Source organism: Corynebacterium stationis, assembly GCF_001941345.1.
Classification (GTDB): Bacteria; Actinomycetota; Actinomycetes; order Mycobacteriales; family Mycobacteriaceae; genus Corynebacterium; species Corynebacterium stationis.
Window position 1 is genome coordinate 1,769,873 of sequence record NZ_CP009251.1, and the last position, 26,952, is coordinate 1,796,824.

At 55.5% G+C, this 26,952-nt stretch carries 23 protein-coding genes; 8 read left to right on the top strand and 15 right to left on the bottom strand.

The annotated features are described in order from the left end of the window. Window positions 1-26: 26 nt before the first annotated feature. On the bottom strand, window positions 27-1,787 hold the full coding sequence (locus tag CSTAT_RS08175; protein WP_083640776.1) for a carboxylesterase/lipase family protein: 1,761 nt from the start codon (window positions 1,785-1,787) through the stop codon (window positions 27-29). Window positions 1,788-1,981: 194 nt separating this feature from the next. On the opposite strand from CSTAT_RS08175, the gene CSTAT_RS08180 reads away from it, so the two are divergent. After that, window positions 1,982-2,773, top strand: coding sequence for a hypothetical protein (locus CSTAT_RS08180; RefSeq protein ID WP_083640777.1), 792 nt, complete (start codon window positions 1,982-1,984; stop codon window positions 2,771-2,773). A 202-nt stretch (window positions 2,774-2,975) separates the two neighbouring features. Further along, on the top strand, window positions 2,976-6,749 hold the full coding sequence (locus CSTAT_RS08185; protein ID WP_075723062.1) for a multifunctional oxoglutarate decarboxylase/oxoglutarate dehydrogenase thiamine pyrophosphate-binding subunit/dihydrolipoyllysine-residue succinyltransferase subunit: 3,774 nt from the start codon (window positions 2,976-2,978) through the stop codon (window positions 6,747-6,749). Window positions 6,750-6,822: 73 nt separating this feature from the next. On the opposite strand, the gene CSTAT_RS08190 is transcribed toward CSTAT_RS08185, so the two are convergent. From CSTAT_RS08190 to CSTAT_RS08200, 3 genes are all read right to left on the bottom strand, one after another. Next, complete coding sequence (locus CSTAT_RS08190) at window positions 6,823-8,604, bottom strand: hypothetical protein (protein WP_075723063.1); 1,782 nt, start codon at window positions 8,602-8,604, stop codon at window positions 6,823-6,825. Beyond that, the gene (locus CSTAT_RS08195) at window positions 8,594-9,313 is read right to left on the bottom strand and encodes a DUF3558 family protein (RefSeq protein ID WP_244892811.1); all 720 of its coding nucleotides are present in this window, start codon (window positions 9,311-9,313) and stop codon (window positions 8,594-8,596) included. Before CSTAT_RS08195 ends, CSTAT_RS08190 begins: the two co-directional genes overlap by 11 nt. A 149-nt stretch (window positions 9,314-9,462) precedes the next feature. Further along, window positions 9,463-10,128, bottom strand: coding sequence for a hypothetical protein (locus CSTAT_RS08200; protein ID WP_244892812.1), 666 nt, complete (start codon window positions 10,126-10,128; stop codon window positions 9,463-9,465). 83 nt (window positions 10,129-10,211) lie between these two features. Here CSTAT_RS08200 and CSTAT_RS08205 point away from each other — a divergent pair, with 83 nt between their 5' ends. Then, window positions 10,212-11,348, top strand: a complete 1,137-nt coding sequence (locus tag CSTAT_RS08205; protein WP_075723065.1) for an Mrp/NBP35 family ATP-binding protein — start codon at window positions 10,212-10,214, stop codon at window positions 11,346-11,348. Window positions 11,349-11,357: 9 nt separating this feature from the next. On the opposite strand, the gene CSTAT_RS08210 is transcribed toward CSTAT_RS08205, so the two are convergent. Genes CSTAT_RS08210 through sigE form a run of 3 tightly spaced genes read right to left on the bottom strand, consistent with a single transcriptional unit; the run spans window position 11,358 to window position 12,926 of the window. Beyond that, window positions 11,358-11,885: a twin-arginine translocase TatA/TatE family subunit gene (locus tag CSTAT_RS08210; RefSeq protein WP_075723066.1), complete on the bottom strand. Its 528-nt coding sequence runs from the start codon at window positions 11,883-11,885 to the stop codon at window positions 11,358-11,360. 9 nt (window positions 11,886-11,894) lie between these two features. Further along, window positions 11,895-12,332, bottom strand: a complete 438-nt coding sequence (locus CSTAT_RS08215; RefSeq protein WP_066794866.1) for a hypothetical protein — start codon at window positions 12,330-12,332, stop codon at window positions 11,895-11,897. A 6-nt stretch (window positions 12,333-12,338) separates the two neighbouring features. Then, window positions 12,339-12,926, bottom strand: coding sequence for an RNA polymerase sigma factor SigE (gene sigE, locus CSTAT_RS08220; protein ID WP_066794869.1), 588 nt, complete (start codon window positions 12,924-12,926; stop codon window positions 12,339-12,341). Between the two features lie 121 nt (window positions 12,927-13,047). Here sigE and CSTAT_RS08225 point away from each other — a divergent pair, with 121 nt between their 5' ends. Next, window positions 13,048-13,689, top strand: a complete 642-nt coding sequence (locus CSTAT_RS08225; RefSeq protein WP_075723067.1) for an O-methyltransferase — start codon at window positions 13,048-13,050, stop codon at window positions 13,687-13,689. Window positions 13,690-14,834: 1,145 nt separating this feature from the next. Here CSTAT_RS08225 and glgC read toward each other — a convergent pair. Beyond that, window positions 14,835-16,052 (bottom strand): glucose-1-phosphate adenylyltransferase, encoded by a 1,218-nt coding sequence (glgC, locus tag CSTAT_RS08230; RefSeq protein ID WP_075723068.1) that lies wholly within the window; start codon window positions 16,050-16,052, stop codon window positions 14,835-14,837. A 109-nt stretch (window positions 16,053-16,161) separates the two neighbouring features. Between glgC and glgA the strand changes: the two genes are divergently transcribed. Together glgA and CSTAT_RS08240 are read left to right on the top strand one after the other, a co-directional pair. Continuing rightward, window positions 16,162-17,316: a glycogen synthase gene (gene glgA / locus CSTAT_RS08235; protein WP_075723069.1), complete on the top strand. Its 1,155-nt coding sequence runs from the start codon at window positions 16,162-16,164 to the stop codon at window positions 17,314-17,316. A gap of 42 nt (window positions 17,317-17,358) precedes the next feature. Then, complete coding sequence (locus CSTAT_RS08240) at window positions 17,359-18,759, top strand: GH32 C-terminal domain-containing protein (protein ID WP_075723869.1); 1,401 nt, start codon at window positions 17,359-17,361, stop codon at window positions 18,757-18,759. A gap of 513 nt (window positions 18,760-19,272) precedes the next feature. On the opposite strand, the gene CSTAT_RS08245 is transcribed toward CSTAT_RS08240, so the two are convergent. The 7 genes from CSTAT_RS08245 to dapE form a co-directional block, all read right to left on the bottom strand. Then, the gene (locus tag CSTAT_RS08245) at window positions 19,273-20,142 is read right to left on the bottom strand and encodes a methyltransferase domain-containing protein (protein ID WP_075723070.1); all 870 of its coding nucleotides are present in this window, start codon (window positions 20,140-20,142) and stop codon (window positions 19,273-19,275) included. A gap of 46 nt (window positions 20,143-20,188) precedes the next feature. Then, window positions 20,189-20,356 (bottom strand): DUF3117 domain-containing protein, encoded by a 168-nt coding sequence (locus tag CSTAT_RS08250; RefSeq protein WP_066837332.1) that lies wholly within the window; start codon window positions 20,354-20,356, stop codon window positions 20,189-20,191. A 201-nt stretch (window positions 20,357-20,557) separates the two neighbouring features. Further along, window positions 20,558-20,890, bottom strand: a complete 333-nt coding sequence (locus CSTAT_RS08255) for a DivIVA domain-containing protein (RefSeq protein WP_075723071.1) — start codon at window positions 20,888-20,890, stop codon at window positions 20,558-20,560. Next, window positions 20,887-21,663, bottom strand: a complete 777-nt coding sequence (locus CSTAT_RS08260; RefSeq protein WP_075723072.1) for a glucosyl-3-phosphoglycerate synthase — start codon at window positions 21,661-21,663, stop codon at window positions 20,887-20,889. Before CSTAT_RS08260 ends, CSTAT_RS08255 begins: the two co-directional genes overlap by 4 nt. Next, window positions 21,660-22,523 carry a dihydropteroate synthase gene (gene folP, locus CSTAT_RS08265; RefSeq protein ID WP_244892813.1) on the bottom strand — a complete coding sequence of 288 codons (864 nt, stop codon included), beginning with the start codon at window positions 22,521-22,523 and terminating at the stop codon, window positions 21,660-21,662. Before folP ends, CSTAT_RS08260 begins: the two co-directional genes overlap by 4 nt. After that, the gene (locus CSTAT_RS08270; protein ID WP_156845155.1) at window positions 22,489-23,226 is read right to left on the bottom strand and encodes an LOG family protein; all 738 of its coding nucleotides are present in this window, start codon (window positions 23,224-23,226) and stop codon (window positions 22,489-22,491) included. The genes folP and CSTAT_RS08270 overlap by 35 nt, the downstream gene beginning before the upstream one ends. A gap of 115 nt (window positions 23,227-23,341) precedes the next feature. Continuing rightward, window positions 23,342-24,475, bottom strand: coding sequence for a succinyl-diaminopimelate desuccinylase (gene dapE, locus CSTAT_RS08275; RefSeq protein WP_083640781.1), 1,134 nt, complete (start codon window positions 24,473-24,475; stop codon window positions 23,342-23,344). Window positions 24,476-24,571: 96 nt separating this feature from the next. Between dapE and CSTAT_RS08280 the strand changes: the two genes are divergently transcribed. Together CSTAT_RS08280 and dapD are read left to right on the top strand one after the other, a co-directional pair. Then, window positions 24,572-25,900, top strand: coding sequence for an amino acid permease (locus CSTAT_RS08280; RefSeq protein WP_075723074.1), 1,329 nt, complete (start codon window positions 24,572-24,574; stop codon window positions 25,898-25,900). A gap of 57 nt (window positions 25,901-25,957) precedes the next feature. Beyond that, window positions 25,958-26,929, top strand: a complete 972-nt coding sequence (gene dapD / locus CSTAT_RS08285; protein ID WP_066794895.1) for a 2,3,4,5-tetrahydropyridine-2,6-dicarboxylate N-succinyltransferase — start codon at window positions 25,958-25,960, stop codon at window positions 26,927-26,929. The last annotated feature ends 23 nt before the right edge of the window (window positions 26,930-26,952 follow it).

Consider the following 26,952-nt stretch of genomic DNA (forward strand, 5'->3'; position numbering starts at 1 on the left):
ATCAATGACAAGAAACCCGCTGTTCACTACGGCCTAAACCCTTCGAGCAAGAACTCAATTTCTGCCAAAATATCAGGACGCCCCAACCCCCATTCCAGCATGTTGTAGTCATTCCAGGCCTTGCGTCGCTCACGTCGTGGGTCAAAATCAAGGCGGTGCGGGACATCGAACATCATCGTTGCCCGGTGCGCAGGAGCAACCCCTGGGCTCTCCGACTTCGCTTGCGAGGCCGAGGTGGTGTACTGCGGCCAATCATTACCGGGTCGCCCAAAGTGGATAAAGTTCGCCCAATGCCGCTGCATAAGCGCGGTAAGCTCATCCATTTTCTCCGCACTGCCCATGCGCAACAGCAACGATGCCCGAGAGGCGTTCATATCGCCGAATACATTAGACAGCTCCATCGAATGCATCGCGCCCAGACCCAAGGCGCGCAAGGCTTTCGAAGCATAAGAAAAGCGATACATCCATGTGGAATTCTTCAAGGCATGCGACTGTGCAATGCGAATCGATGGGGCCCAAAAGAGGGCATCGGCAAGCAGCTCTGCAAAGTCATTACGATTAGTCGCCCCGTCATAGGCATCGACTACTCCGCGGGCGTTTTCTTCATCAAAAGACGCCAGCAAGCGAACGGCTGCGCGTTGGCGAATATGCTCACGCTGAAACATGAACTTCGAAAAGCTTGCTTCATCGCTGTTGGTGCCAATCAGCAACGGAATATCAAGCTGCTGGCCGCGGGCAAAGACCTCCAGCGGATGATCCGGAATCAAATCCCCATCGACTGTGGGCGCATAAGAAGAATTCAGGTGCAATAGCTCGCCGTTGCGCCACATCATGGACTGGCCTGCGCGAACAATGTCATCACCAGCAGCCTCACGCAGCGCACCCACCGTCGTGCCGCGCGGCAAAGCCATGCGCTTTACTAACTCGCGAGCCCAAAACGTCGACTGTGTACGCGAATGGACCATGCCCACCGGCGAAGACTGCGCAATCGCACGGTGAAAAAGCCCTTTCGCGGCAGGACTTGCCATCAACGTCAATACTGCGGCACCGCCGGCAGATTCGCCCATGGCGGTGACGCAATCAGGATCGCCACCAAATGCGGAGATATTTTCCTGTACCCACTGCAAGGCCAAAAGCTGGTCCATGACCGCGGGATTGGCCACGCAGTCATCGGAAAGCGACCGCAAATCCAGATAACCTAAAGCGCCGAGCCGGAAATTAATGGACACATAGACAACATTCATCGCCTCAGTGAGCTGAAACCCGCGCAGCATAAGCATGTGAGAGGAGCCCACGATAAAAGATCCGCCGTGGAAATAAACAACCACCGGCAACTTTTCATCCGTATCCGGGCGCACAACATCCAGATGTAGACAGTCTTCGCTACCCACGATGCGGTCCTGCCAGGAATACGTCGGCTGCGGCGCTACCGGGCCAAACTCGCTGCAATACCGAATCCCCTCCCACGCCGGCGCAGGCCGAGGCGCGCGGAAACGATTATCCCCCGAAGTATCAGCGCCGAAAGGAATCCCGCGCCAGGAGCGAACTAGCTTGCCTTCGGTCTCTTCCATGCGGCCATGGACCCAGCCCGTGGTGGTTTTGATGGTGAGCTTTTCACCACGTGACTGCTCGGCTGCTGCCACCATGGCTTCGTGCGCACGTCGACGCGCTCTTTCTGCTGCTGCTTTCGCTGCAGCCACTGACATCTCGCGTTCAACCTGGTCCGAGGAATAATCTCCATGTGATTGCAGTTGGCCACCGGTTGAATCCTCATCACCATTACTCATGCCGTCTGACCACGCATTCGACTAGGGAGCGAATAAGAACTCATATTCATAACAATAACCCTGTTTCGGGAATTGCGCCGCTAGTTACTGTGGTTGAACACTGTGTGAGTACCTGCAGCGTGCCTGGCTGGCCCTGTATCCTCATGCTATCGCAGTAATTATGTACCGCTATTAAATTGAAGAGGAATCTAGCGATGAAACTTCCACAAATTCTAAATAAGAAAAACTCCCGCGAAGACCGCGATAACTTCGGCGGTCTGGGCGAGGATGAAATCTTAGAAGGCGAACTCGTTGAAGAATCTCCAAGCCGTGAGGCCCAAGAATTATTCGACGACGATGACAAATTTGCGTCCATGCTCATGTCCGGGCTGCAAAAGGCTGTTCACGTGCAATCTTCAACGGTTGCGAAATACGTCGATTCCGTACGCAAGCGAAACCCGAACTCTTCTCCTGAGGAAATCCAGAAGATTTTGGACAAGCATTTCATGCGTTTTGTCCAGGGCACTGGCGCTGGTGCGGGTGCGGCCTCGGCTATCCCGGGCGTGGGTTTCTTCACGGGCGCTGCGGCCATTGGAGCTGAATCTTTAGTCTTTGTTGAAGCTGCCGCGTGGTACTTTTTGGCTTCCGCACATAACCGAGGCATCGATCTCAGCACTAAAGAACAACGCCTTGCAGTCGTGCTACTGGTATTAAATGGTGCTCAGGGCTCAGCGCTTGTCGATGCCTTGGTCCAAGACGTAGGCAAAGGCAAGGGCCTTCCTACGGCTAGTGCGCTCACTCGGTTTTCTGCGCCGTCTCTCTCCGGTCTCAATGGCCGCTTGCTAAATATGTTCATTAAAAATATGAGCAAGCGCTTGCGGTGGATGTGGGTGTCGAAATTAATTCCCTTTGGCATTGGCGCCGCCTTGGGGGCAATCGCCAACCGGAAGTTGGGACAGCAGATGATCAAGCACACTCACACGCAGATCCCAGCGTTGGTGAACTAACACCACACTACCCCTCTATTCTAGGGTGTTTTAGCAGGTCGAACGGCGCGTTCACCACCATAACGATGGGTGCTTATGGTTCCTACTTGATTCCGCCGTATCATAAGGAGCGAGCTGTCAACAGTACTTTGGCCGCGTATAGTGGCTAAGCACTGAATGCACAACTAAAGTCGATAAAAGACCTACACATAAACTCAACGAAATGAGGCGAGCACCTGCCGTGAGCAACTCGAGCATCTATGGCCCCAATGCGTGGCTGATTGACGAACAGTTCCAGCAGTATTCCAAGGATCCCAACTCCGTAGATAAGGAGTGGCGAGAGTTCTTTGAGAAGAACGGTGCCCCAAAGAAGCAGGCTGAAGCGGCAAAGTCCGCATCCTCGGCCAGCGTCAAGAAGGACTCCGCTCCACAGTCGAAGGCTAAGGCAACGGAGGGCAAGCCAACTGAAGCTAAGCAAGCTGCCCGCAAGACCGTTGTAGAATCTAGCGCTGAAGCCGCTAGGGGCGTCCAAAAGGCTCCGAGCCCTGTCGGCCCGGCTGCTAAGAAGGCTCCTGAATCTCCTTTAGACCGTATTGAGCCATACCCAGAGTTTTCTGAGAAGCCATTAAAGGGCATGTTCAAGGCTATCGCTAAGAACATGGACCAGTCGCTAGAAATCCCAACCGCAACCACCGTGCGCGACATGCCGGTGAAGCTGATGTGGGAAAACCGTGCGATGATCAACGACCACCTCAAGCGCACTCGTGGTGGCAAGATTTCCTTTACCCACATTCTTGGTTGGGCGATTGTCAAGGCTGTTCAAATTCACCCGGACATGAACATCCGTTACGAGGTTCAAGATGGCAAGCCAACCGCTGTTCAGCCAGAGCATATCAATTTAGGCCTTGCAATTGACTTGCCGCAAAAGGATGGCTCCCGCGCGCTAGTCGTAGCAGCTATTAAAGAGTGCGAAAACAAGACCTTTACTGAGTTCGTAGATGCTTACGAGGATATTGTCGCGCGTTCCCGCAAGAACAAGCTGACGATGGATGATTTCTCCGGCGTTTCCATCAACCTCACCAACCCAGGTGGCATTGGTACCCGTCACTCCATTGCTCGTTTAACCAAGGGTTCCGGTTCCATCATCGGTGTTGGCTCCATGGACTACCCAGCAGAATTTGCTGGCGCATCCACCGACCGTCTTGCAGACTTGGGCGTTGGCCGCCTAGTTACTCTGACATCCACCTATGACCACCGCGTCATCCAGGGTGCAGAGTCCGGTGAATTCCTGCGCACCATTTCCCAGCTGATTATTGATACCAAGTTCTGGGATGAAATCTTTAAGGAAATGGCTGTTCCTTACCAGCCATTCCGCTGGGCACAGGATGTGCCAAACAGGGGCATCGATAAGAATACCCGCGTTATGTCTCTCATCGAGGCCTACCGTTCCCGCGGTCACTTGCTTGCCGATGTCAACCCGATCGGCTGGGCTCAGCCTGGCCTTCCAATCCCAGATCACCGCGACTTGGACATGGAAACCCACGGCCTGACCATTTGGGATCTGGACCGTACCTTTAACGTTGGCGGTTTCGGCGGCAAGGAATCCATGTCGCTGCGCGAGGTGCTTTCTCGTCTGCGTTCTGCCTACACGCTTAAGGTTGGTACCGAGTACGCACACATCCTCGACCGCGACGAGCGCGAATGGTTGCGCGACCGCGTCGAGGCTGGCATGCCGAAGCCAACCACTGCTGAGCAGAAGTACATCCTGCAGAAGGTCAACGCTGCTGAAGCATTCGAGAACTTCCTGCAGACCAAGTACGTCGGCCAAAAGCGCTTCTCCCTCGAAGGCGCTGAAGCACTGATTCCTTTGATGGACTCTGTCATCGACACCGCCGCTGGCCAGGGGCTTGATGAAGTTGTCATCGGCATGCCTCACCGCGGTCGTCTAAACGTCCTGTTCAACATCGTCGGCAAGCCATTGGCTGAAATATTCCAAGAATTCGATGGCAACTTCAAGGGCGGCCAAGCTGGCGGCTCGGGCGACGTGAAGTACCACCTGGGCGCTGAGGGTGAGCATCTGCAGATGTTCGGCGATGGCGAAATCAAGGTCACCTTGACCGCTAACCCGTCCCACCTGGAAGCTGTTGACCCAGTTCTGGTTGGTATGGCTCGCGCTAAGCAGGACATCCTGGATCAGGGCCAAGACGGCTATTCCGTTGTCCCACTGATGCTGCACGGCGATGCTTCCTTTGCTGGCCTGGGCATTATCCAGGAGACCATCAACCTGTCCCAGCTGCGTGGTTACACCACCGGCGGTACAGTACACGTAGTTGTCAACAACCAGATTGGTTTCACCACCACTCCTGATTCTTCACGTTCGACTTACTACTCCACCGACCTTGCCAAGGGCTTTGATTGCCCTGTCTTCCACGTCAATGGTGACGACCCAGAAGCAGTTGTCTGGGTAGGCCAGCTGGCTACCGAATACCGTCGTCGCTTCGGCAAGGACGTCTTCATCGACCTGATTTGCTACCGCCTGCGCGGTCACAACGAATCCGATGACCCATCGATGACCCAGCCAATCCTCTACGACCAGATCCAAGACCACCGCGGTGTTCGTGAGTCTTACACCGAAGACCTCATCGGCCGTGGCGACCTGTCTGCAGAAGACGCAGAAGCAGCAGCACGAGACTTCCGCGACCAGATGGAATCTGTCTTCGCTGAGGTTAAGGAAGCTGAGAAGAAGGGCCCACAGGAGCAGGAAGGCATTACCGCTTCCCAGTCCCTGACCCGCGGCCTTGACACCTCGATTACTGCCGATGAAATCCGCGCAATCGGCCAGGCTTACTTGGATACTCCAGAAGGCTTTGAGTACCACAAGCGCGTGGGCAAGGTTGCTCAGGACCGTGCCAAGTCCTCCATCGAGGGCAACATCGACTGGGGCTGGGGCGAGCTTATCGCCTTCGGTTCTCTTGCTAACGAAGGCAAGCTAGTTCGTCTGGCTGGTGAAGATTCCCGTCGTGGTACCTTCACCCAGCGTCACGCAATTGCTTTCGATCCAAACAGCGGCGACGAGTTCAACCCACTCAACGAACTTGCCGCCGAGCGCGGCAACGGCGGTAAGTTCCTGCCTTATAACTCCGCGTTGACTGAGTACGCAGGTATGGGCTTTGAGTACGGCTACTCCCTGGGCAACCAAGATGCAGTTGTTGCATGGGAAGCACAGTTCGGTGACTTTGCCAACGGTGCTCAGACCATCATCGATGAGTACGTCTCTTCCGGTGAAGCCAAGTGGGGTCAGACCTCTTCCCTGATTCTCCTTCTGCCACACGGATACGAAGGCCAGGGCCCTGACCACTCCTCTGCTCGTATCGAGCGCTTCCTGCAGCTGTGTGCTGAAGGTTCCATGACCGTTGCTCAGCCGACGACCCCAGCGAACCACTTCCACTTGCTGCGTCGTCAAGCACTCGGCGAGATGAAGCGTCCACTGGTTGTCTTCACCCCGAAGTCGATGCTGCGTAATAAGGCTGCTGCTTCGTCTGTCGAGGATTTCACCGACGTGAAGTCCTTTACCTCGGTCATCAACGATCCAAACTTGGTCGACCGTGACGGCAACGTCATCGGTGATGTTGACAAGGTCAAGACCATCATGCTGTGCTCCGGCAAGATCTACTACGACTTGGAGAAGAAGCGCGCTGCCGAGGGCCGCGACGATATCGCCATTGTTCGTATTGAGATGCTGCACCCAATTCCGTTCAACCGTCTGCGTGACGCATTCGAGTCCTTCCCGAATGCAACCCAGGTCCGTTTCGTTCAGGATGAGCCAGCTAACCAGGGTCCATGGCCGTTCTACAACGAGCACTTGCGTAACCTCATTCCGAACATGCCGGAAATGGTTCGCGTGTCCCGTCGTGCGCAGTCCTCGACTGCAACTGGTATTTCCAAGGTTCACCAGCTTGAGCAAAAGAACCTGCTGGATGAGGCATTTGACATCTAGTCCAAGCCTTTAAAAGCCTAAAGTGGCTCACTCCATTTTCCGGAGTGGGCCACTTTTCTGTCTCTACGCTGTTCTAAACTTCCTGCCGCGCCCAATCACCAATTGGTCCTGGCAGCGCTGCTGGTGGCTCTCCCAAAAGGTCGCGTCGGTTCTTATTAGCTTCAACCCGTGAGGTCACAGCCTTAATCATCTCCGAGCTCTTTTTCTTATCTTGATTCCGTCCCGCTGCGGCAGCCGGCGCCATCATCGGACCAATGCCCCGGCCATGTTGTCCCTGTGAACCGGTTCCGTGTGCCGCTGCACCTGCACCATTCGTTCCTGAGCTTCCGCCGACTGCGGAACCCGCTCGCGCAGGACTGTCCCCGCCGCCCAACAGGCGTGCGCCACCATCGCCTCCAGAGATACCAATTCCTCGACCACCCGCGATTGCGCCACCTCCGCGTAGTCCGCCAAGTCCTGCACCTGGTACCCCATCACGAATACCTGCTCCCACTGAGCCAGCACCAGCCCCGGCGCCCGCGCCGGTTCCCGCCCCTGCAAAGCCACCGCGACTTCCGAGCACTCCTAGCGGCCCCAGACCAGAAGCTGCCATTCCGTTGGCCCCACCGCCGAAGCCTGTGCCGTTATTAGCCGCGCCCGCATATCCCAACGAAGGATTCACGCCACCGTTGACGGCGGTACCACTTGGCATACCTATCCCAGCTGTCTGAGTATTCGTGTCTGCCAAACTGGTCATCCCACCGTTAATGAACTCTTGAAGCCGCCCTCCTCCATACAGGGCCTCATTACGCTGGTTGACTGCCTCGCGCACCTGGTCCACTAACCCCTGGTCGATATTCTCCAACGCAACCAGTTCACCATCTGCTACCCCAAACGAGCCTGGTCCAATCTCACCGCTCGCAATCGCATCTTGAATTTCCTGCGGCCACACAACCTCATCCGTGTTGTAACGGGTTCCCGTTCCAGCGATGCTGCCCAACCCCACGTTGAGATTGTCGCCCCCGCCGGATGCCGTCGGTGCCTCCGCCAAACTTTGCTGATTAGGCAATGAGCTTGTGACCATCTCCTGCAGCTTCGCCTGCCACTTAACCAACAGCGCAGCCTCCATCGACTTTTTCAGTACAGGATCCGGGACCAACGAAACTGCTTGTAGGTCTGCCGGAATTTCGACATATCCCATCGGCGCCTTCGACAACAGACCGAATGCCCGCTGATTCATCAGCGTCGCATTAGCCGCGAACTGCTCACCTGTCGACGCAAGCTCTCGAATCTTGCTCGCAGCACTGCGCGTGAAGTCACTATCGTTTTCACTCTCAATCTGCGACGCCGCACTATTGAGCTGCTCCACGACTTGGCTGATGTTTCGCCCCATCGTGCTCCAGTCAGAAGCAGCTTGTCCCAGCTCGTTAAACCTCGTGGCGTTGAAATTGTTCGCCAATTGAAGCAACGATGTCCCTGGCATTACCACTGGCGGGACAAAGGTCAAGGGTACATTCTGGTTACTCGGCTGCGGTGGAAGGTTCACACTGTTCGCGCCAACTTCACCGCCAACATCTGCAAGTTCTAGCCCATGTGAGTTGAGATCTTCTTGATCTCTCAACGCATCAATTTCGGCAGTCAGCAACTCTGCCGCCCAACCGACTTGTGTTGAATATTGCCGTAGCACTTCCTGGGCCGAAGCTGGATCGTGTTTAATTGCCCTTCCATGAATTTGCCCGGTTTCGTTGAGCCCAATAATTCCCGAAAATTGTCCTCCCAAATCGCTTGCAACTTCGGCGGCAGTCAGATCGATCTGTGTCTTAATTTCTAGTAGCTTAGCCAGCATCCTGTGAAGAGAGTCAAAATTAATGTTCATTTTCTTGGTCCAATTCCAATAGGGTCTTCAGTAATAGTGACGCTTCGTCGCAATGGTCATATTGATAGGATTCGTTCCCATATTCAAAAGACTGGAATACAGTGCCTAAGGTTCCGCGCTCGGTTTCTATAAGCGCCCTACAAGATGAATCTGCAAGGTGTTCTCCGCGATGGTGCAGTATTGGCGTCCCTTGCCGAGTTTCGTCCCAAGCTATCGACCCTGGAATCCTTTTATAAGCCTCAAAGTCGAAACTACTCCCCACAAGTTTGTAGACAGCCTGGCCATGTTCTGGTTTCGCTGCAAATGCACAAACACCATCCATTTCACCGACTCCCTCCAGAATTTCTTTACCGTGGAGGCCAGCTTCTGCGAGAAATTCGTCGGGCATCTCTAGGCACGGCTGATATCTGATGAAATCAGGATCCAAGCGGTCGAAGGCACCCAACGGTGGGATTACTGAGCCGAAGTCATCTGTGGTTCCGTCCGTGGCATGGTCAGTGGACGCCGTCGTTGCGACTGGAGATGCATCGGTAGCTGCATCGACAGGCGCTGCATCGTTCGCTGCGTCGGGTGTTGATGCACTGGTTGATTCGCTGCCCGAGATTGTCGCGGAGCAGGCAGTTTGGATACTTGCAGCGCTAATTAATGCGAGTGCGAGATAAAGCTTGCGTAGAGTTCTTTTCTTAGAAGCGGACAGGTCAACAGACACGGGTGTAGTGCCATGAAAGATCATTTAGTTCCCCCAAACCCAAGTTGTGCTTTCAGCATGCACCATTGGGTCGGGGTTGTCCATGGATAAGAACACTGAAGTGTTCATCGCTGAAGGAATCATCCCGAGATGATCCCCGGCCAAGCTAATTAATTGGATTCCTTATCGGAGCCAGAATCCGAGTCGTCGGAGACGGCATCGCCGGTGTCAAGGTTGCCGCCGCCGGCAACTGAGGTCAGGATCCACTGCTCGACTACGTCGCGGACAGGGGTGGTGCGGGAGGCATCGACAAGCTCTTGTAAATCGGTGTTTGTGATGTATTTGGTCACGCTATTGACCTCATAACGGTCGCTGCGGCCCAACAGATTCTTCTGATAAATGGGGACAATATTCATGGGAATGTCGACCTCCTCGAAGTCATCGCACCACGTCGCACCGGAGGGGTCATTGGTGGTCCAGTCCGTCGGCATCGAGCCCATCATCTCTTCATGGGTGACGGCGTTGTAGTCACGACCATCAAAATCTTCCTCGGCCGCGAATGCCTTTTCAAGTTCTTGGGCACGCTGAGGGTCGTTTTCCCACAAAATTTTGCCAGTGCAGCCAACCCGGAAATTGCCCACGCCCGAAGCCACAATTTCAGCGTCACGGTCTTGAATTTCTAAAGACCCCCGATAAATTTCGCCCAAAACTACTTCTTCCGGGTTATCGGAGTCGACTTCAATTCGCACCGGTTCCGATTGCAGCCCTTCCGCTTCCGGAGACACCTCCGCAAAACTGCAGGCAGAAAGCATCGCGGTAGATAAAATCAGACTCATTGCACCAAACTTCTTCACCCCTAGCAGCCTAGCAGCCACGGCCTTTCGAAATTGTGCGCGACGGGACTAGACTGGGTTGTGCTATGACTACCGCATTAACCGAATCCGCTGTCCGCAGCGCGCTTTCCCGCGTAGAGGATCCTGAGATCGGCAAGCCGATTACAGAACTCAACATGGTCAACACCGTCGAGGTGGATGGCCAGGATGTTTCCGTTGAGATTTTGTTGACCATCGCTGGCTGTCCGATGAAAAACACGATCGAAACGAATGTCCGTGCCGCCATTGAAGACATTGAAAATGTCGGCCAGGTCAACGTTACCCTCGGCGCGATGACCGATGAGCAGCGTTTAGAGCTGAAAAAGCAGCTCCGTGGCAGCGCGCAAGATCCGGAGATTCCATTTTCTAAGCCGGATTCCACCACGCGTGTCTTTGCTGTAGCTTCCGGTAAAGGCGGCGTGGGCAAGTCGTCGATGACCGTGAACCTCGCTGCGGCATTGCACGCGCAGGGCTACAAGGTCGGCGTTGTCGACGCCGATATCTACGGCCACTCCGTACCAGGCCAGCTCGGCAGCACGGCAGGCCCCACAGTGCTTGACGATGAAATGCTGTTGCCTCCTATCGCGCACGGCATCAAGCACATCTCAATTGGACAATTCGTGCAGGGCAATGCGCCGATCGTATGGCGTGGGCCAATGCTGCACCGTGCATTGCAGCAATTCCTGACTGATGTTTTCTGGGGCGATTTAGACTTCCTCTTGCTCGATCTACCTCCAGGAACTGGTGACGTTGCACTGTCCGTCGCCCAGCTCATTCCGAATGCGGAGCTACTAGTTGTTACTACCCCGCAGGGTGCAGCTGCAGAGGTAGCAGAGCGTGCAGGCTCCATCGCCCAGCAAACTCATCAGCGCGTAGCTGGCGTGATTGAAAATATGTCGGCCATGGTTATGCCTGATGGAACCACCGTTGATGTCTTCGGGTCCGGTGGCGGTCAAGTCGTCGCCGATCGTCTCACGACGTTGTTGGGCTACGAGGTCGAGCAGCTCGGCCAGGTTCCATTGGAGCCAGGCTTGCGTGTCGATGGCGACGCGGGCACCCCGACTGTCATCGCCCATCCAGAATCCGCCGCATCGAAAGCTATCACCGATGTCGCTTCCAAGGTTGCCAAGCGTCGTATCTCGCTCGCTGGAAAACCTTTGGGTCTAGGCGTTACCTCGCACTAAAACCTAGCGCTAGGTAATATCTGCCCACGAGAATCCGCCGCCGGCATAACCCTGATTGTTGTTATTAGGGTTCTGGGGCGGATTATTTTGATTCCCCGGGTATTGCGGCTGCTGCGATTGCTGCCGCAGCTGGTTGGCCGGAGGCTGGTTCACCGAAGGCTGATTGACTGGCGGCATCTGCGGCTGCGCGGTATTTTCCGGAGCTTGCGGGGTAGGTTCTTCCAACAATTTCTTCGGATTGAAGTCGTCCCAGGCGGAATCGTCGCCATCGAAAAGAGCTTTAGTCAACGCTGCACGAGGACCCAACCGGCCCCACTCTGCAGCCTGTGACAAAGGCTCGCGGATGGCATCGAACTCTTTACCTAAGCCTTCGAAGTCACCGTTGAGTTCCTTCTTCGCATTATTAATCGCCTTACGCGCGGCGAAGATCGCGGCACGCACATCCTGAATTAGGTTGGGCAGGCGCTCAGGACCGATAATGATGAGCGCCAATAACCCGATGAAAAATATCTCAACCCAGCCAATAGACGAAAACACGGATTCAGTCTACTCGCTTCCCCGCTGGTTATGCCTAATAGCCCGAACAACCATTTCTAGCTTGTCGAAGAAGTCCTGACGCGAAGCCGGCTTACACTCATCTTCGTCAGAAAAACGGTGCGCACGCATATCTTGGCTGTCGATACTTGCCAACTTACGCAGTAAATCCCGCGGCGCACGCACCTGAGATTCAATATTGCACTGCCGCACCCACTCCGAGGTACCGCGTTGAGTATAAATCTCATCACGGCATTCATGGCAGTGAACTAAATGAACGCGCGCGCGATGTTTAGCTTTCAAGTCCATCTCATCATCGACGAAAGCTACAACTGCTTCTGGACCTAGATGCCCAGTGGTATCAGCCCGACGTGCCTTTGATTTTCCGCGCGCACGAATCTTCTGACGCTTTTCCGCAGACAGCTCCGATAGATGTGCAAACTGAGACATACTGACTTACCTCGTGCGCAGCAGTACTCGAGCTTCGTCATTGGTGCGAGCTGCCTTTTCCAAAGAGCTCTTAAGCTGTGACCGCCCGCGGTGGATACGAGAACGCACGGTGCCCATCTTCACACCGAGGGTTTCTGCAATTTCGTCATAAGTCATACCCACGACATCACACAGAACGACAGCCACACGGAAATCTGGCGAAAGGTCATCGAGAGCAGCCTGCAGCGCTGGATCTAAATTGGCTACATCATAGGACTGCTCTGGAGTCATATCCGTACCAGGCACCCGCTCATAGTCTTCCGGCAGCGCTTCCATACGGATCTTGGAACGATGACGCACCATATCCAAAAAGAGGTTAGTGGTAATACGGTGCAGCCAGCCCTCAAAAGTGCCGGCTTGGTACTTATTCAAAGAGCGGAAGACGCGCATAAAAGTTTCCTGCGTCAAATCTTCTGCGTCATGCTGGTTACCGGACAAACGGTACGCTAGCCGATACACGTTATCTGCATGTTCTTCGACTAATTCACCCCAGGTTGGCATGGTCGCTTCGCCCGCATCAAATGCGGCGGTACCTGAAAGATCCTGTGATGTCATAGCTACTATTGTGCTATATCGAACTAGCAAACACCAGCTATCAGCCTGATAATTTGCTGATAGACATTAACTACGGTGTTTCTTCACGTTTACATGCGAGATTATCCCTAAACTGTAGGGCGTGACTGTACAAGCTTATGATGCCCTTCGAACCTACATTGACTCCACCAGCTACGAGTCAGAAGCTCTGGCGAGTGCCCGCGCGCACGCTGAAGAATTCAGTCTTCGCACCCCAGATCCTTCCATGGGCCAGCTGCTTACCACTTTGGCGGCCGCAGCTGAAGGCGACAAAGTGCAGACCATCGCCATTACTCCAGCTTCTTCCGTGGTCGGCCTCTATCTTTTCGAGGGCCTTTCAGATAGCGGAATCGTAACCTGCATCGACCCAGAGGTTGAGCACCAGTCTCACGCCAAGAGGACATTCCGCGATGCTGGCTACCCGCCAAGCCGCGTGCGCTTTTTACCTTCGCGCCCGCTTGATGTCATGAGCCGTCTCGCAACCGAGGCCTACCACGTTATTTACGCTGACGTGCCAACGCTAGATCTTCCAGCGCTCATCAAAACCGCCTGGCCGCTCATCGCGCGCGGTGGAACATTGGTTTTGCCAGATGCGCTTCTCGATGCCACCATCGCCGACCCTTCCCGCACCGACCGCGTCACCGTCGCCGCCCGCGAAGCCGACGAGTACGTTCGCTCCCTCGAGGATGCACACGTCACCCGCCTACCACTCGGCTCGGGCCTCATCCTCGCCACCAAGCGATAACCCTCAGGCCTCGAATCTCAGGTCTCGAATCTCAGGTCCCGAACCTCAGGCTCCAAACTCTATCCTTAAAATTCCCGGACCCAATCCCCCAAATTCCCGACCCCGTCCCCCAAAAAGAGGTGTGGGACGCTCAGCCCCCGCCAAACGCCCCACACTCTCTTAACTCTTTTTGACCGCGCCACTCGTCACACACGAGTTGTGACTACCCCCCCAGGTTTCGCGAAAGAGCCCGGCCCCTCTAAGCTTTCGCCCAATAGCCGGTTTATATTCTATTTTCCCAGGAGCCTCACAAGCTCTCCTAGGTCTTTCAGATCGGAGGCTTCTGCCTCCCCCCGACACGCAGAAACTTCCGACCTTGCGCCACTTTCGAACTAGCTTCCATCGCTACCTTTGAGGTTTCTCTAGAAGCTCTTTCCCTGTGTTGCACCTATAGAATTACACAGCTTCCGACCCCTAGCAACAGATAGAGATTTCACAAACTTAGGATAGCCTGCCCAAGTTACCTGCATTTAACCTCAGAAAATGCATCTAGCTGCTAAAACCACACTTCAATTAACCTGGGTTTTACCTGTCAAAAGGCTGAATTTAATTCGCTCGCGCTATTCCACAGCCACGATTTTGCGCACACAAAAGCCTTTCCCTCACGCAACTCTCCCCTCCCCCTCGCCTTACCATTCGCCGTTAGTCTCCAGCCGCTCGTCTCCCGCCCCTCGCTCAGAATTGTCCCCACTTTCGCGCGACGTCCCCTTCGCGCTCACGGCACGAGTGCAGGTCGGCAGAAACACGCGCCCGGTGAGCGCGAAGCGCACACTCTCGCAGGATTTCAGGACAAATGAGCGTCATAGACCGCGTGGAGGCCTCAAAGACGCACAGGGAGCCTGTCGCCGAGACCGCAGCATAAAGCGAGGGAGAGGGTGTGCATCGACAAACAATGGCGCAGCGTACCTTTCGCGCTCACAGCACAGCCCAAAATCGGCAGAAACACGCGCCCGGTGAGCGCGAAGGGCACAATGGTCGATATCGGAGGCAGATGGAGGCTCTCGGAGAGTTTTGAGGCGCCTAGGTGAGGCCATCGCCTTGCGCGCAGCGTAAAGAAGAAGACCTCTCGCACGGCGGGCAGCGAGAGGTCTGGGAAGCGTGAAGTTCTAAACGACGGCGTTTTTGCCAACCACCACTACGCCGCCGTCAGAAATTTTAAAGCGCTGCTTATCGCGCTCACGGTCAACACCGACGATGGCGCCGTCGGTGATCACCGCGTTCTTATCGATAATCGCCTTGCGCACGACCGCGCCTTTACCAACCCTCACACCAGGCAGAAGAACTGAACCTTCAACCGTTGCGCCATCGGCAATGTGCACGTCAGAAGACAGAATCGAATTACGCACCGTACCGCCTGACACGATGCAGCCAGGAGCAACCATGGATCCTTGCGCAATGCCGTTTTGCACAAATTTCGCAGGCGGGAAGTTCTGCGTTTCCGTCGAGTGAATAGGCCATTTTCCGTTGTATAAGTTGAAAATCGGGTGCACGGAAATTAGGTCCATATGCGCGTCATAGTAGGAGTCAATTGTTCCCACATCGCGCCAATAACCGCGGTCGCGATCGGTAGCACCTGGGACTTCATTCGCCATAAAGTCATAGACGTGCGCTTGCCCCTTTTCGACGAAATAAGGGATGATATTGCCACCCATGTCGTGTGCGGAGGTGTCGTCTTTTTCGTCGGCAAGCAAGGCATCAATGAGAGCTTGAGTTGTAAATACATAATTGCCCATCGACGCATAGGTCATGTTTGGGTCGTCCGGAGTCGATGGCGGATTCGCTGGCTTTTCGATGAACTCCGTAATCGAACCCATCCCATCCGCCTGGATGCAACCGAACGCACTTGCTTCTTCCCGAGGAACACGAATGCCCGCGACAGAGCAATCCATGCCGGTTGCGATGTGCTCATCGACCATCTGCGAAGGATCCATGCGGTAGACGTGATCGGCACCGAAGACGATTACGTAATCAGGCTTCTCATCGTTAATGAGGTTCAGCGACTGCACAATAGCGTCGGCAGAACCGCTGTACCAGCGCTTTCCGCGACGTTGCTGAGCAGGGACCGAAGTGACATATTGGGGCGTGGGCCCCGATAAGCTCCACGCTTGGGAGATGTGTCGATCTAGGGAATGCGACTTATACTGCGTCAGCACTGCGATCTTCAAAAATCCTGCATTGACTAAATTCGACAACACAAAATCAATTAAGCGGTAGGAACCGCCGAAGGGAACGGCAGGCTTGGCGCGGTCTTCAGTCAACGGAAATAACCGCTTCCCCTCCCCGCCCGCGAGGACAATTGCTAAGACATTAGGCTGGCTTCTCACACTTGCCAGGATATAAGTTAATAATCACTTTCGCAGGGAGACGTACTTTTCTCACTACCCCCGCTCGATTAGCAGGCGGGCACGTAGGCCAGCCGCTAATGTGGCAAATATGAAAGCAGGCATCTTTTCTAAAGAGTATCCGCCAGAGATTTACGGCGGCGCAGGAGTACATGTCGCAGAGCTCACGCGGTTTATGCGCGAGCTTATCGATGTCGACGTGCACTGCATGGGCGGTCCCCGCGACGAAGCGGGCGTCTATGTCCACGGCGTGGATCCGGCGTTAGCCCAGGCTAACCCCGCCTTGCAGACTCTATCCACTGGGCTGCGTATGGCTAATGCCGCTGGCGACATCGATGTGGCGCATTCGCACACGTGGTACTCGGGTTTGGGAGGGCATATTGCGGCGCGCCTTTATGGCGTTCCGCATGTTGTTACTGCGCACTCTTTGGAGCCGCATCGCCCTTGGAAGCGGGAGCAGCTTGGCGGGGGCTATGAAATCTCTTCGTGGTCTGAAAAAAATGCGATGGAATATGCCGACGCTGTCATCGCTGTGTCCTCCGGGATGAAAGATGCGATCTTGGATGCCTACCCGCGGATTGCTCCGGAGAAGGTGCATGTGGTGCTCAATGGCATCGATACGCAGCAATGGCAACCCCGCGACGAGGGTCTCCTGGAAGAACTTGGTGTGGACCGAAACCGACCTATTGCTGCTTTCGTCGGTCGCATCACCCGGCAAAAAGGCGTTCCGCACTTGCTCAAAGCTGCCGCGAAATTCGATCCTTCCATTCAACTGATTTTGTGCGCCGGTGCACCGGATACTCCTGAGATCGCACAGCAGACTCAAGAATTGGTTGCTGCTTTGCGCGCAGAACGCGATGGGATTTTCTGGGTCGAAGAAATGCTCCCGCGTGAGAAGGTGCAAGAGGTTTACACAGCTGCCGATGTCTTTGTCTGTCCGTCAATCTATGAGCCGCTAGGTATCGTCAACCTTGAGGCCATGGCATGTGAAACTGCTGTTGTCGCCTCAGATGTTGGGGGCATTCCCGAGGTTGTACAAGATGGTGTCACCGGCACGCTCGTGTACTACGACGAAGCTGATGAAGCCACCTTCGAAGCGGACATAGCCACTGCTGTCAACGCACTCGCGCTTAATCCGGAAAAGTCCAAGTCCTACGGACTGGCGGGGCGTGCGCGCGCTGTCGAATCCTTCTCTTGGGCATCCATTGCTGCACAAACAGTCGATATTTACCGGAGTCTAATTTAAGGCTTCCACGAGGTGGCCGGATTTTGTGTACAAATGGGTGTCATGACTGTTCATCGTCCTGAGCTACATTTTGCACCAGAGTCCGGAATCGTCGAGGCACCCGCAGGCGCGCTACTCGACGGCAACACTTGGCACCTGTTTTTCCAGCACCGAGCAGATCCCGGTTCACCTTCGCGTTGGGGGCACACGTTCTCGGAAGAGTCTCCCTTTGACTGGCTAGAATGCGATGACCCGCTCGCGCCCCAAGACGATGAAACGGGGCTACGCGCAGGTTCTGTCACCGCTACTGAAGGCGATGTGCACCTGTACTTCACCTCCGTCAAAGAAGATTCCACCAGCATCGAAGTCGCCCGCTATAACTTATTTGATGATGTCTGCGAAATTTCAGACGATCCTTCTGCGCTGGACACGCGTGTCACACGCCTCGGTACAGCAGTCTCCGACCAGGACGATGTACGGCGCTTTCGCTCTCCGGTGGTGGTCGCCGACTGGGTAGATCCTAACTCACGCGGCGAAGGCCATAAGGGCTGGTTAATGCTCACCGTGGCTGGCGATGCCACAGCCCCACAGCTCATGATTTTCCGCAGCGACGATGCCAAGCAGTGGACCTTGTCCGGGCCTTTGGAATTCGACGGCGATCCAGGAGCAGAACTTCAGCCAGGCCGCGTAGTTGTCTCCCCACGCATTATTCGCTTGCGCGATGAAGTCGATAGCAAAATCTACGACGTCCTCATGGTCACAATTGAAGAAAATGGCAGTGAGCACGCCGGATATGTCGTCGGCCGCCTCGCTGGCACTAAGTTCGAGGTCGGGCAGCCTTTCCAGCGTTTAGACTACGGCCACGATTTCACTCGTCCCCGCATCACTAACTACACCCCCGGCAGCGTTGATGAGTCCACTCTCTACGACGAGGGCATTCTATTTGGCCTGCTCAACGGCACTGGTCGCCTCGATGACCCCAGCCAGCACAAGTCGTGGCAAGAAGGTAAGTGGGCCAATGTCATTTCTTTGCCTAGGGTCGTAACTCTTCAAGGCGGAACGATTTTCCAAACCCCGCCTAAGGGTTTGCCGGAGGCTATCAATAATGCCACCCGCGCTAGCTCATGGATCGGGTTACTGGAAGTTCCAGAAGGCTCCACCGTGACGCTTTCGCTTAACGATGCCTCCGGAAACCCCGCCGCCACTATCCACCACCGTGGTTCCTCGCTTGAACTTGATCGTTCTGTATCCTTTGAGTCAGAAACCGCTATCGCCCCGCTTGCTGAGGGCGACTCCGACTCCCTTACCGTCATCGTCGACGGCTCAACTGTTGAAGCCTTCGCCGACGGCGGCCAGGTCGCCATGGCTTCCCGCGTTTATTTCGAAGGCGGCTGTTCCTCTATAACCGCAACCACCGACGGCGACGCACAGGTCCTCCGCGACTGGTACATCAGCCACCCTTAATTCCCTCTCACCCAACGCCCGCCCCCGCCAAACTCGCCCGAGCCAGCGCCCGGCCCGGCCAAACTCGCCTACCGGGCGCCTGCACGACGCCCGCCCGCGACTAACCGCATCAGCTCACGTCTGGCCCAACGTGTCCCCTTCGCGCTCACTGCGTCATCGCGCCTACCGAGCACCACTCGCCCAGTGAGCGCGAAGGGGATATTTACAACCTAAAGATACTTTTCGCTGCCCAGGACGCAAGCGGCGAAGAGAATCAATGCCTTCCGCCACGAGGGGCCGGCAGGATTGTCGAGGCGTGCCGGGTGGCATCCACAAGCAAAGCGGCGATCTCGCGCAAACCTGAACTGACCCCGCACGCGTCCCCTTCGCGCTCACCAGAAAGACGTTACTCGCCAGGCAAGTTCTTGCGGTGAGCGCGAAGGGGCCCTTTGTGACTGGAAACGTCGGAAGCTGAAAAGACGCAAGAGTCCCGAGCGATAAAGAATACTCGGGACTCGAAGTTTGGGGTGGCGCTTAAACTGCGCGCAGACGATCGAGGCGTGCGTGCGCAGTTACAGACATCGTCTGCGGCAATGCTTCCATGCGTGCTGCCAGTTCTTCCGCAGAAATGTGCCGGGCTGACGGGCTCATCGCTACCTGTGCTGCGATGGACTCCTTGTCCAGCTGAACTGGAAACGCAAGATTAACCGGATCAGCGGCCTGCTCCAAAAAGCCCTCCGCTTGGTCATACATGCGCTCAACCTTGCCCTCTTCGACGCCCAGTATGCCAAGTGGCTCGCGCAGTTCATCGAGGTGTCCGGCCTGCGGAGTCAGGACAATGACCTGTCCGCCTGGCGCCAGAATGCGCTGAAATTCCGCGGGGTTGCGAGGGGCGAAGACAACTGAGATCGCGTTGATGGATTCATCACGAATCGGCAGAGTCTGCCATACATCCGCAATCACGGCACCAACGCGCGGGTGGCATTTTGCCAGGTGTCGCGCTGCGTGTGGGGAGATGTCTAGGCCAACTCCACGCGAACCGTCGATGGAGTCAAGAGTATGTGAGAGATAGTAGCCGGTGCCGGCGCCGACCTCGAGAAGCGTAGGCTCAGGCACGTCGTCTTGGCTTATCGCATTGTCTAAAGCGTTTTGGATAGCGCCGGTGACAGCTTCCACAAAAGGCGCGAAGTGGCCTTTAGAAAGATATGTTTCGCGGGCAGTGACCATATCGGCGTCGTCGCCTTTATGTTTAAGACCTGCGCCGGATGCAAGGGTGACATACCCCTGCTTGGCGACATCATAAGAGTGACCGGATTCAGATACCAACCGGGTAAAGTCATCCGCGCCTGAAAGCGCGCTTCCATCGGCAGGATCCGCCAGAACATCAATAATGTGCGAAAGCATAAACCTAGATTAGATCATCTCATCTTTAAACCGATATTGCGGTGGGCTATTGTGCGACTTCAGTCAGAAGCTCACCGAGCTCAGCGGCTTCTTCTTTAGTCATCTCCACAACGATTCGACCGCCACCGTCAGAGGGAATACGCATGACGATTTTGCGCGATTCGATTACAGCTTCCATTGGTCCACCAGTAGTGCGAGGCTTCATTGCTGCCATGTGAATTCTGCTCCCTTAAAAAATTAAAAATCCACTGCTTCTCCACGCTGCGCCGAAAGGAAATTACTTCACCTTTGGCATAGCTGTGAGGAAAAACTCAGTGCTTCACACCCATTATAATCTTTTTTCGCACAAAGCACCTGCGCAGTGGGCTCACCAAGCATCATTTACGCAGGCCACAGGTTTATCGCGGGAAAGGAACTACTCAGATTCCGAAGCTTCGTCGGTACTTAGGCTGCGCTTTTGCGCCGCTAATTCTTCTTTGGTTCGCTGTAATTCGTGGGTGAGAACATCTAAAAGATCATCGACCTGCGCAGGTGAATAGCCGAATTTCACGGTGCTAAATCCGACTTTTTCATACTCACCATGCAAAGCGAAGGCGCGGTTGCCTTGCAGCGTGGCCTGTTTTTCGTCGGCAGGTAAATCCGCCATAACGGGGCCTTTGCCAACAAAGTGCGACAGCACCCACGTTGCTACGATGGCAAAGAGTGCGATCAAAGCCGCCACGATGATAATCGTTAGCACTATATTCATGAGATTATCTCCCGGGACTCTAGCTGTTCAAGGGCAGGACGTTGACTTAAGGCACTCCGAGTGGCCTGCGCAGAAGTCCCGTACAAGTGTGCACGGTCCAGGATGGTCTCTGCGACGACTTTGGCCATCGGAGCGAGCTGGGACAGAGGACGGTTGCGGTGCACGCGCGGCGGCAATTTAACCTGTGCGATTGCATCGGCGCCGAAAAAGTGTGCCACATCAATCATCAGCCCGGCTTCTACGCCATAGCCATCGACAAATGGCAGTTCGCGCGCGACGGAGCGCCGAATGGCATATTCTCCGCCGAGTGGCTGCGCGATATGAGAAAGGTCTGGGAAAAACATGCCCAGCAAAGGCTTGGCGGTCAATTCCGTAACGCGGCCGCCTCCAGTGGGCTGGTTGCCGAAGGTGCGGCTATAGACAGGCTTCACCAGGTGAATTGACGGGTCGGCAAAAGGCGCAGAGAGTGCTGAGACCAGGCCAGGTGCAGCTGATTCCAGATCAGCGTCGACAAAGACCACGATGTCGCCACGCGCCGCCTCCACGCCGCGCCACATGGATTCGCCTTTACCCACGCGCACTGGCACATGCGGCAAAACCTCGCGCCAGTTAATCACCCGCGCGCCAGCTGCGGTTGCTACAGCAGCGGTGGCATCGGAAGAATCAGCATCGATGACTAGGACTTCCAAAGGGTCATCAGCCAGACAAGCTTGCACCACACGAGCGATAGTTGGTTCCTCGTTCAACGCCGGTATAACTACAGAAACACTCATGCCAGTCCCCTTGTGGTAGCCAAAGGTGCAGCAATTCCCTGAATAGCAGCAGTCATGCGGATGGCATCGACAGTCTCTTTTACTTCATGGACGCGAAATGCCGCCACGCCTTTCGATGCAGCCCAGGCCGTAGCCGCCAAGGTTCCCGCCACCCGGTCGCCGACTTCCCTGCCTAAGGTTTCACCGACGAAGTCTTTATTAGACAACGCCATGAGCACCGGCCAGCCGGTAGCTACTAGCTCATCGATGCGGCGCAGAAGTTCCAGGCCATGGAAAGTATTCTTGCCAAAGTCGTGTGTGGGATCGATAAAGGTCAGCTCGGGTGGGCAGCCAAGCGCAACGGCGCGCTCAGCCAAAGCCGTGGTCTCGGCAATCACGTCAGCGACAACGTCGTCGAAATGCACGCGGTGCGGCCGAGTGCGCGGCGTAACCCCACCGGTATGGGAGCACACGTAGCCCACCCCGTGAGCACCTGCGACTTCAATAAGTTGCGGGTCCCAACCTGCCCACGTGTCGTTGATGAGCCGCGCGCCGGCAGCAATAGCTTGCTTAGCTACCGATGCACGCCAGGTATCAACACTGATAATTACCTCCGGGTACCGCGCAGCAATTTCTGCGATAAGCGGCACCACGCGATCGATTTCAGCAGCAGCATCGACTGCCTCACCGGGACCAGCCTTCACTCCGCCGATATCGACGATGCTTGCGCCCTGAGCGACGACTTCTTCACAGCGAGCCAAAGCGCTAGCCATCCCCCAGGTCGCTCCTTTGTCATAAAAGGAATCAGGTGTGCGATTTACAATCGCCATCACCTGGGCTAAAGGTTTAAGCGTCGTGGTTGAGTCGGCTGACTCGCTCATCGGTCATCTCCTTGTGCGCAGCAACGATGTGCTCCACGGCTTCATCAACCGAATCAGTAAGCAAGAAAAGGTCCATATCCTGGGGGTTGATATATCCTTCAGCCACCAAGGTATTTGCCATCCACTCAACCAGACCCGACCAGTATTCGGTACCGATCAGCACGATTGGGTAGTTGGTTACCTTGCCGGTTTGCACCATGTAGAGCATTTCAAAAAGCTCGTCCATCGTACCCATGCCACCTGGCAGACAGACAAAAGCCTGCGAGTACTTCAAAAACATGGTCTTGCGCGCAAAGAAGTACCGGAAATTAATGCCAAGGTCGACATACTTGTTAAGGCCCTGCTCAAAGGGTAGTTCAATGCCCAAGCCCACGGAAAGCCCACCAGCTTCATAAGCGCCCCGGTTGGCAGCCTCCATAATTCCTGGGCCACCGCCGGTCACCACGGCATAATCGTGCTCGACTAGCTTTGCGCCCAAGTCGATGCCCTGTGCATACTCCGGCGCATCTTCCATGGTGCGCGCCGAACCGTATACGGTCACGGCTTTGGGCAAGTCGCTCAGTGCATCAAATCCCGCGACAAATTCACCCTGGATACGCAGTACACGCCACGGATCCGCATGCTTCCACGCGTGGTCTGCCCCAGATTCCAACAAGCGCTGATCGTAGGTAGAGGTTTGATTACCGTCGGTACGCAACAGCATGGGACCACGGAGCGTGCGGTTAGTTTCTGCGCTTTCCGTACTGCGCGGAACACGCGGTTTACCGTCTTTATTACTACGCAAAGGAGCCATTGATTTTCTTTCTACTAAAGGGTTTCTACGCCGTGAGATATGTGTGAAGTGCTTGTGCCACTGACGTTATCTGTTCCACCGGACATTGCTCGTCGCGCTTATGCGCAAATCCGGGGTCACCGGGACCAAAGTTGACCGCTGGCGTGCCCATTTCAGAAAAGCGCGCCACATCCGTCCAGCCGTACTTGGCACGAACGTTGCCACCGACTGCATCGATAAGCGCTGCGGCAGACGGCTGCCCCAATCCCGGAAGCGCTGCACCTGCGACGTCATCAACCTCAAAGCTGATACCAGGTGAATCCAAGGTGGCATCGGCAGGCATCTCTTGCTCTTTCGCCAAGCCTAAGACATCGAGCAAGTGCTCCATCGCCTCTTCGGAGCTGCGGTCCGGCGCGAAACGGAAATTCACGAACATCCACGCGTGATCCGGCAAAGTATTGGTGGCCACCCCAGCTTCAAGGTGCACGATGTTGAGTCCCTCGCGGTAAGTGCACCCATCAATGGTGACATCACGCGGTGAGTAATCTGCAATCTTGGTCATAACCGGCGTTAGGGTGTGCACTGCATTCGAACCCAGCCAAGCCCGCGCCGAGTGCGCGCGGGTGCCATGCGCTGTTACTCGCAGGCGAATAGTGCCCTGACAACCTGCCTCAATCATCGCGCCCGACGGCTCTCCCAGCAATGCCAAATCCCCCTGCAACCACTGAGGATTATCCCGCTGCAAATGCCCCAAACCGTTGAACTCCGTCGCAACCTCTTCGCCCTCATAGGCAATCAGCGTCAAGTCGTGGCTAAGGTGTTTATCCGCTGCCAGCTGGGCAAAGGTGTGCAGGTAGACCGCCAACCCGGACTTCATATCCACCGTGCCACAGCCAAACATAATGTTATCTTCCATGTGGTGCGGAACGTTGTCCGCAATTGGCACGGTATCCACGTGGCCAGCTAAAACAACGCGGGAACCCAAGCCGCGATTGGTACGCGCGCACACGGTGTTTCCAAAGCGCGCAAGCTCCACATCGGCGGAATCAACCAACGGTTTCAAGGCCTGCTCGATGGCATCGGCAATAGCCTTTTCATGATGCGAAGGGCTAGGGATATCAACCAGCGCCTTCGTCAGCTCGATGGGGTCCTGGGTCAGATCAAGATGGAAAATAGTCACAATCCGCCATCGTAGCGTGAAACCCGCTGCTGATCAGGGCAGATGAGGCGTGTAACATTTCTAACGGCCAATACCAGGATGAAAGAAAAGTGGGCGATGAGTAATTCAGAGTCAAATAAGTTAAAAACCAGACACTTGACGATGATGGGGCTTGGCTCAGCCATCGGCGCCGGACTATTCCTCGGCGTTGGCGTGGGCATCCAAATCGCCGGTACCTCTATTTTGATTGCGTACCTGGTTGCCGGTGTCCTGGTTACTTTAATCATGTACATGCTCGGCGAGATGGCCTCTGCACGCCCTTCTCTGGGTTCCTTTTCCACGTATGCGGGTCAAGCGTTTGGCAACTGGGCACGCTTTACGATGGGCTGGTTGTACTGGTTCATGCTCATCATGGTGATGGGCGCCGAAATTACTGGTGCGGCCGCAATTCTTGGCGGTTGGTTCGGCGTAGATCCGTGGATCCCGGCACTAGTTGCCGTGGTATTTTTCGCCGTGGTCAATTTCGGGGCGGTACGCGGATTCGGTGAATTCGAGTTTTGGTTCGCCATCATCAAAGTCGCGGTCATCGTTGCTTTCTTGGTACTCGGCGCGTGGCTCATCTTTGGCCCAGCTGAGACCCAAACCAGCAGTTTCGTTGAGAACTTCGCGCCCAATGGCGTGCCAGGTTTGGCAGCCGGTTTGCTGGCGGTGGCCTTTGCTTTCGGCGGTATCGAGCTAGTCACCATTGCTGCGGCTGAATCTGAAGACCCCGCACACAATGTCGCCACAGCAGTGCGCGCGATTATTTTCCGCATCATTGTCTTCTACCTGGGCGCAGTTGCAGTTATTACCTTGCTGCTGCCATTTTCTAGGATTCAAGACGCGGACGTTGCAGCGCAGTCTCCTTTCACTGAGGTTTTGCGCGTTGCAGAGATTCCTTATGCCGCGACCTTCATGGAGCTCGTCATTGTGGTTGCGCTGCTCTCAGCGTTCAATGCACAGATTTACGCAACTTCACGCTTGGTCTTTGATATGGCCCGCGATGGCAATGCTCCAGGCGTGTTTAAGTACACCTCGAAGACAGGCTCGCCGCTATATGCCGTGATCTTGTCGATGATCTTCGCTTTCGCTTCCGTCGGTCTTCAGTACTGGAATCCTCCTGGACTCTTGACTTTCTTGTTTAACGCCGTCGGCGGCTGCCTGTTGGTCATTTGGTTCTTCATCGTGACCTCTTATATCAAGCTCAAGCCGAGCCTCGAGTCCACCGAAATTCGCGTGCCAGGTTTCCCGTGGATTCCATATGCAGTGATACTCGGACTGCTGCTCATCGTCCTGCTCATGCTGTTCGACCCTTCAGCGCGCGGCCAGCTCGTCGCCGTTGCCGTCATCGCCGGCGGACTGACGATTGTGTCACTGTTCATGCCCAATTCTCGCACAAAAGTATAGGGTTACCTATACTTTCTAAGGTATCTATCCCCGACTCCTCTAAGGCTTGAATATTCAATGACTTCTGCATCTGCCCGCGGTTTGGCAACGATCACCCACGACGGAACAGTGTTGGATGTTTGGTTTCCAGCAGTTTCTCTGGATACTCCTGTTTCTGCTGCTGGCACTGAACGCTTGGAGGAGACTCCACAGCAATTTGCAGCCCTTGTTGGCCCTGACGAAGAGCGCGGTGTAGCTCGCGTCGCGGTTGAGACTTCCATTGCGGACCTCGACGCTGCGCCAATCGACGCATATGACGCCTACCTGCGTCTGCACCTTCTTTCCCACCGTGCGGTCAAGCCCCACGGACTCAACATGGACGGCATCTTCGGCCACTTGGCTAACGTTGTCTGGACCAACTACGGTCCATGTGCAGTCGCAGACTTCCAGATGGTGCGCAGCCGCCTGGCATCCCGCGGCCCAGTTACGGTGTTCTCCGTGGACAAGTTCCCACGCATGGTGGACTACGTCGTTCCTTCCGGCGTTCGCATCGGTGACGCAGACCGCGTGCGCCTGGGTGCACACTTGGCAGAAGGCACCACCGTTATGCACGAAGGATTCGTAAACTTCAACGCCGGCACCCTTGGTGCTTCCATGGTTGAAGGACGTATTTCCGCAGGTGTCGTCGTTGGCGACGGCTCCGATGTCGGCGGTGGGGCATCCATCATGGGCACCCTGTCTGGTGGCGGCAAGGAGACCATTTCCATCGGTGAGCGCTGCCTGCTCGGCGCAAACTCGGGCGTGGGCATTTCGCTTGGCGATGACTGCGTTGTCGAAGCCGGCCTCTACGTCACCTCTGGCTCTAAGGTTTCCGTCTTCGGCCGCGTCGCTGAAGTCGCTGGCGTTGACGAAGGCACCTCCGTGAAGGCAGCCAAGCTTTCCGGCGCATCCGGCATGCTGCTGCGCCGCAACTCCGTCACTGGTGCCATCGAAGCAACCGAGTGGAAGGCAGAAGCAGTCGCCCTCAACGAGGAACTGCATAAGAACTAACCCGCTCATTTCACGCGCCCATT

What these genes read in the sequence shown, in the direction of transcription:
- CSTAT_RS08175 (WP_083640776.1), bottom strand. Translation starts at nt 1,787, where the DNA reads ATGAGTAATGGTGATGAGGATTCAACCGGTGGCCAACTGCAATCACAT.
- CSTAT_RS08180 (WP_083640777.1), top strand. Translation starts at nt 1,982, where the DNA reads ATGAAACTTCCACAAATTCTAAATAAGAAAAACTCCCGCGAAGACCGC.
- CSTAT_RS08185 (WP_075723062.1), top strand. Translation starts at nt 2,976, where the DNA reads ATGAGGCGAGCACCTGCCGTGAGCAACTCGAGCATCTATGGCCCCAAT.
- CSTAT_RS08190 (WP_075723063.1), bottom strand. Translation starts at nt 8,604, where the DNA reads ATGAACATTAATTTTGACTCTCTTCACAGGATGCTGGCTAAGCTACTA.
- CSTAT_RS08200 (WP_244892812.1), bottom strand. Translation starts at nt 10,128, where the DNA reads ATGAGTCTGATTTTATCTACCGCGATGCTTTCTGCCTGCAGTTTTGCG.
- CSTAT_RS08205 (WP_075723065.1), top strand. Translation starts at nt 10,212, where the DNA reads ATGACTACCGCATTAACCGAATCCGCTGTCCGCAGCGCGCTTTCCCGC.
- CSTAT_RS08215 (WP_066794866.1), bottom strand. Translation starts at nt 12,332, where the DNA reads ATGTCTCAGTTTGCACATCTATCGGAGCTGTCTGCGGAAAAGCGTCAG.
- sigE (WP_066794869.1), bottom strand. Translation starts at nt 12,926, where the DNA reads ATGACATCACAGGATCTTTCAGGTACCGCCGCATTTGATGCGGGCGAA.
- glgA (WP_075723069.1), top strand. Translation starts at nt 16,162, where the DNA reads ATGAAAGCAGGCATCTTTTCTAAAGAGTATCCGCCAGAGATTTACGGC.
- CSTAT_RS08240 (WP_075723869.1), top strand. Translation starts at nt 17,359, where the DNA reads ATGACTGTTCATCGTCCTGAGCTACATTTTGCACCAGAGTCCGGAATC.
- CSTAT_RS08245 (WP_075723070.1), bottom strand. Translation starts at nt 20,142, where the DNA reads ATGCTTTCGCACATTATTGATGTTCTGGCGGATCCTGCCGATGGAAGC.
- CSTAT_RS08250 (WP_066837332.1), bottom strand. Translation starts at nt 20,356, where the DNA reads ATGGCAGCAATGAAGCCTCGCACTACTGGTGGACCAATGGAAGCTGTA.
- CSTAT_RS08255 (WP_075723071.1), bottom strand. Translation starts at nt 20,890, where the DNA reads ATGAATATAGTGCTAACGATTATCATCGTGGCGGCTTTGATCGCACTC.
- CSTAT_RS08260 (WP_075723072.1), bottom strand. Translation starts at nt 21,663, where the DNA reads ATGAGTGTTTCTGTAGTTATACCGGCGTTGAACGAGGAACCAACTATC.
- folP (WP_244892813.1), bottom strand. Translation starts at nt 22,523, where the DNA reads ATGAGCGAGTCAGCCGACTCAACCACGACGCTTAAACCTTTAGCCCAG.
- CSTAT_RS08270 (WP_156845155.1), bottom strand. Translation starts at nt 23,226, where the DNA reads ATGCTGTTGCGTACCGACGGTAATCAAACCTCTACCTACGATCAGCGC.
- CSTAT_RS08280 (WP_075723074.1), top strand. Translation starts at nt 24,572, where the DNA reads ATGAGTAATTCAGAGTCAAATAAGTTAAAAACCAGACACTTGACGATG.
- dapD (WP_066794895.1), top strand. Translation starts at nt 25,958, where the DNA reads ATGACTTCTGCATCTGCCCGCGGTTTGGCAACGATCACCCACGACGGA.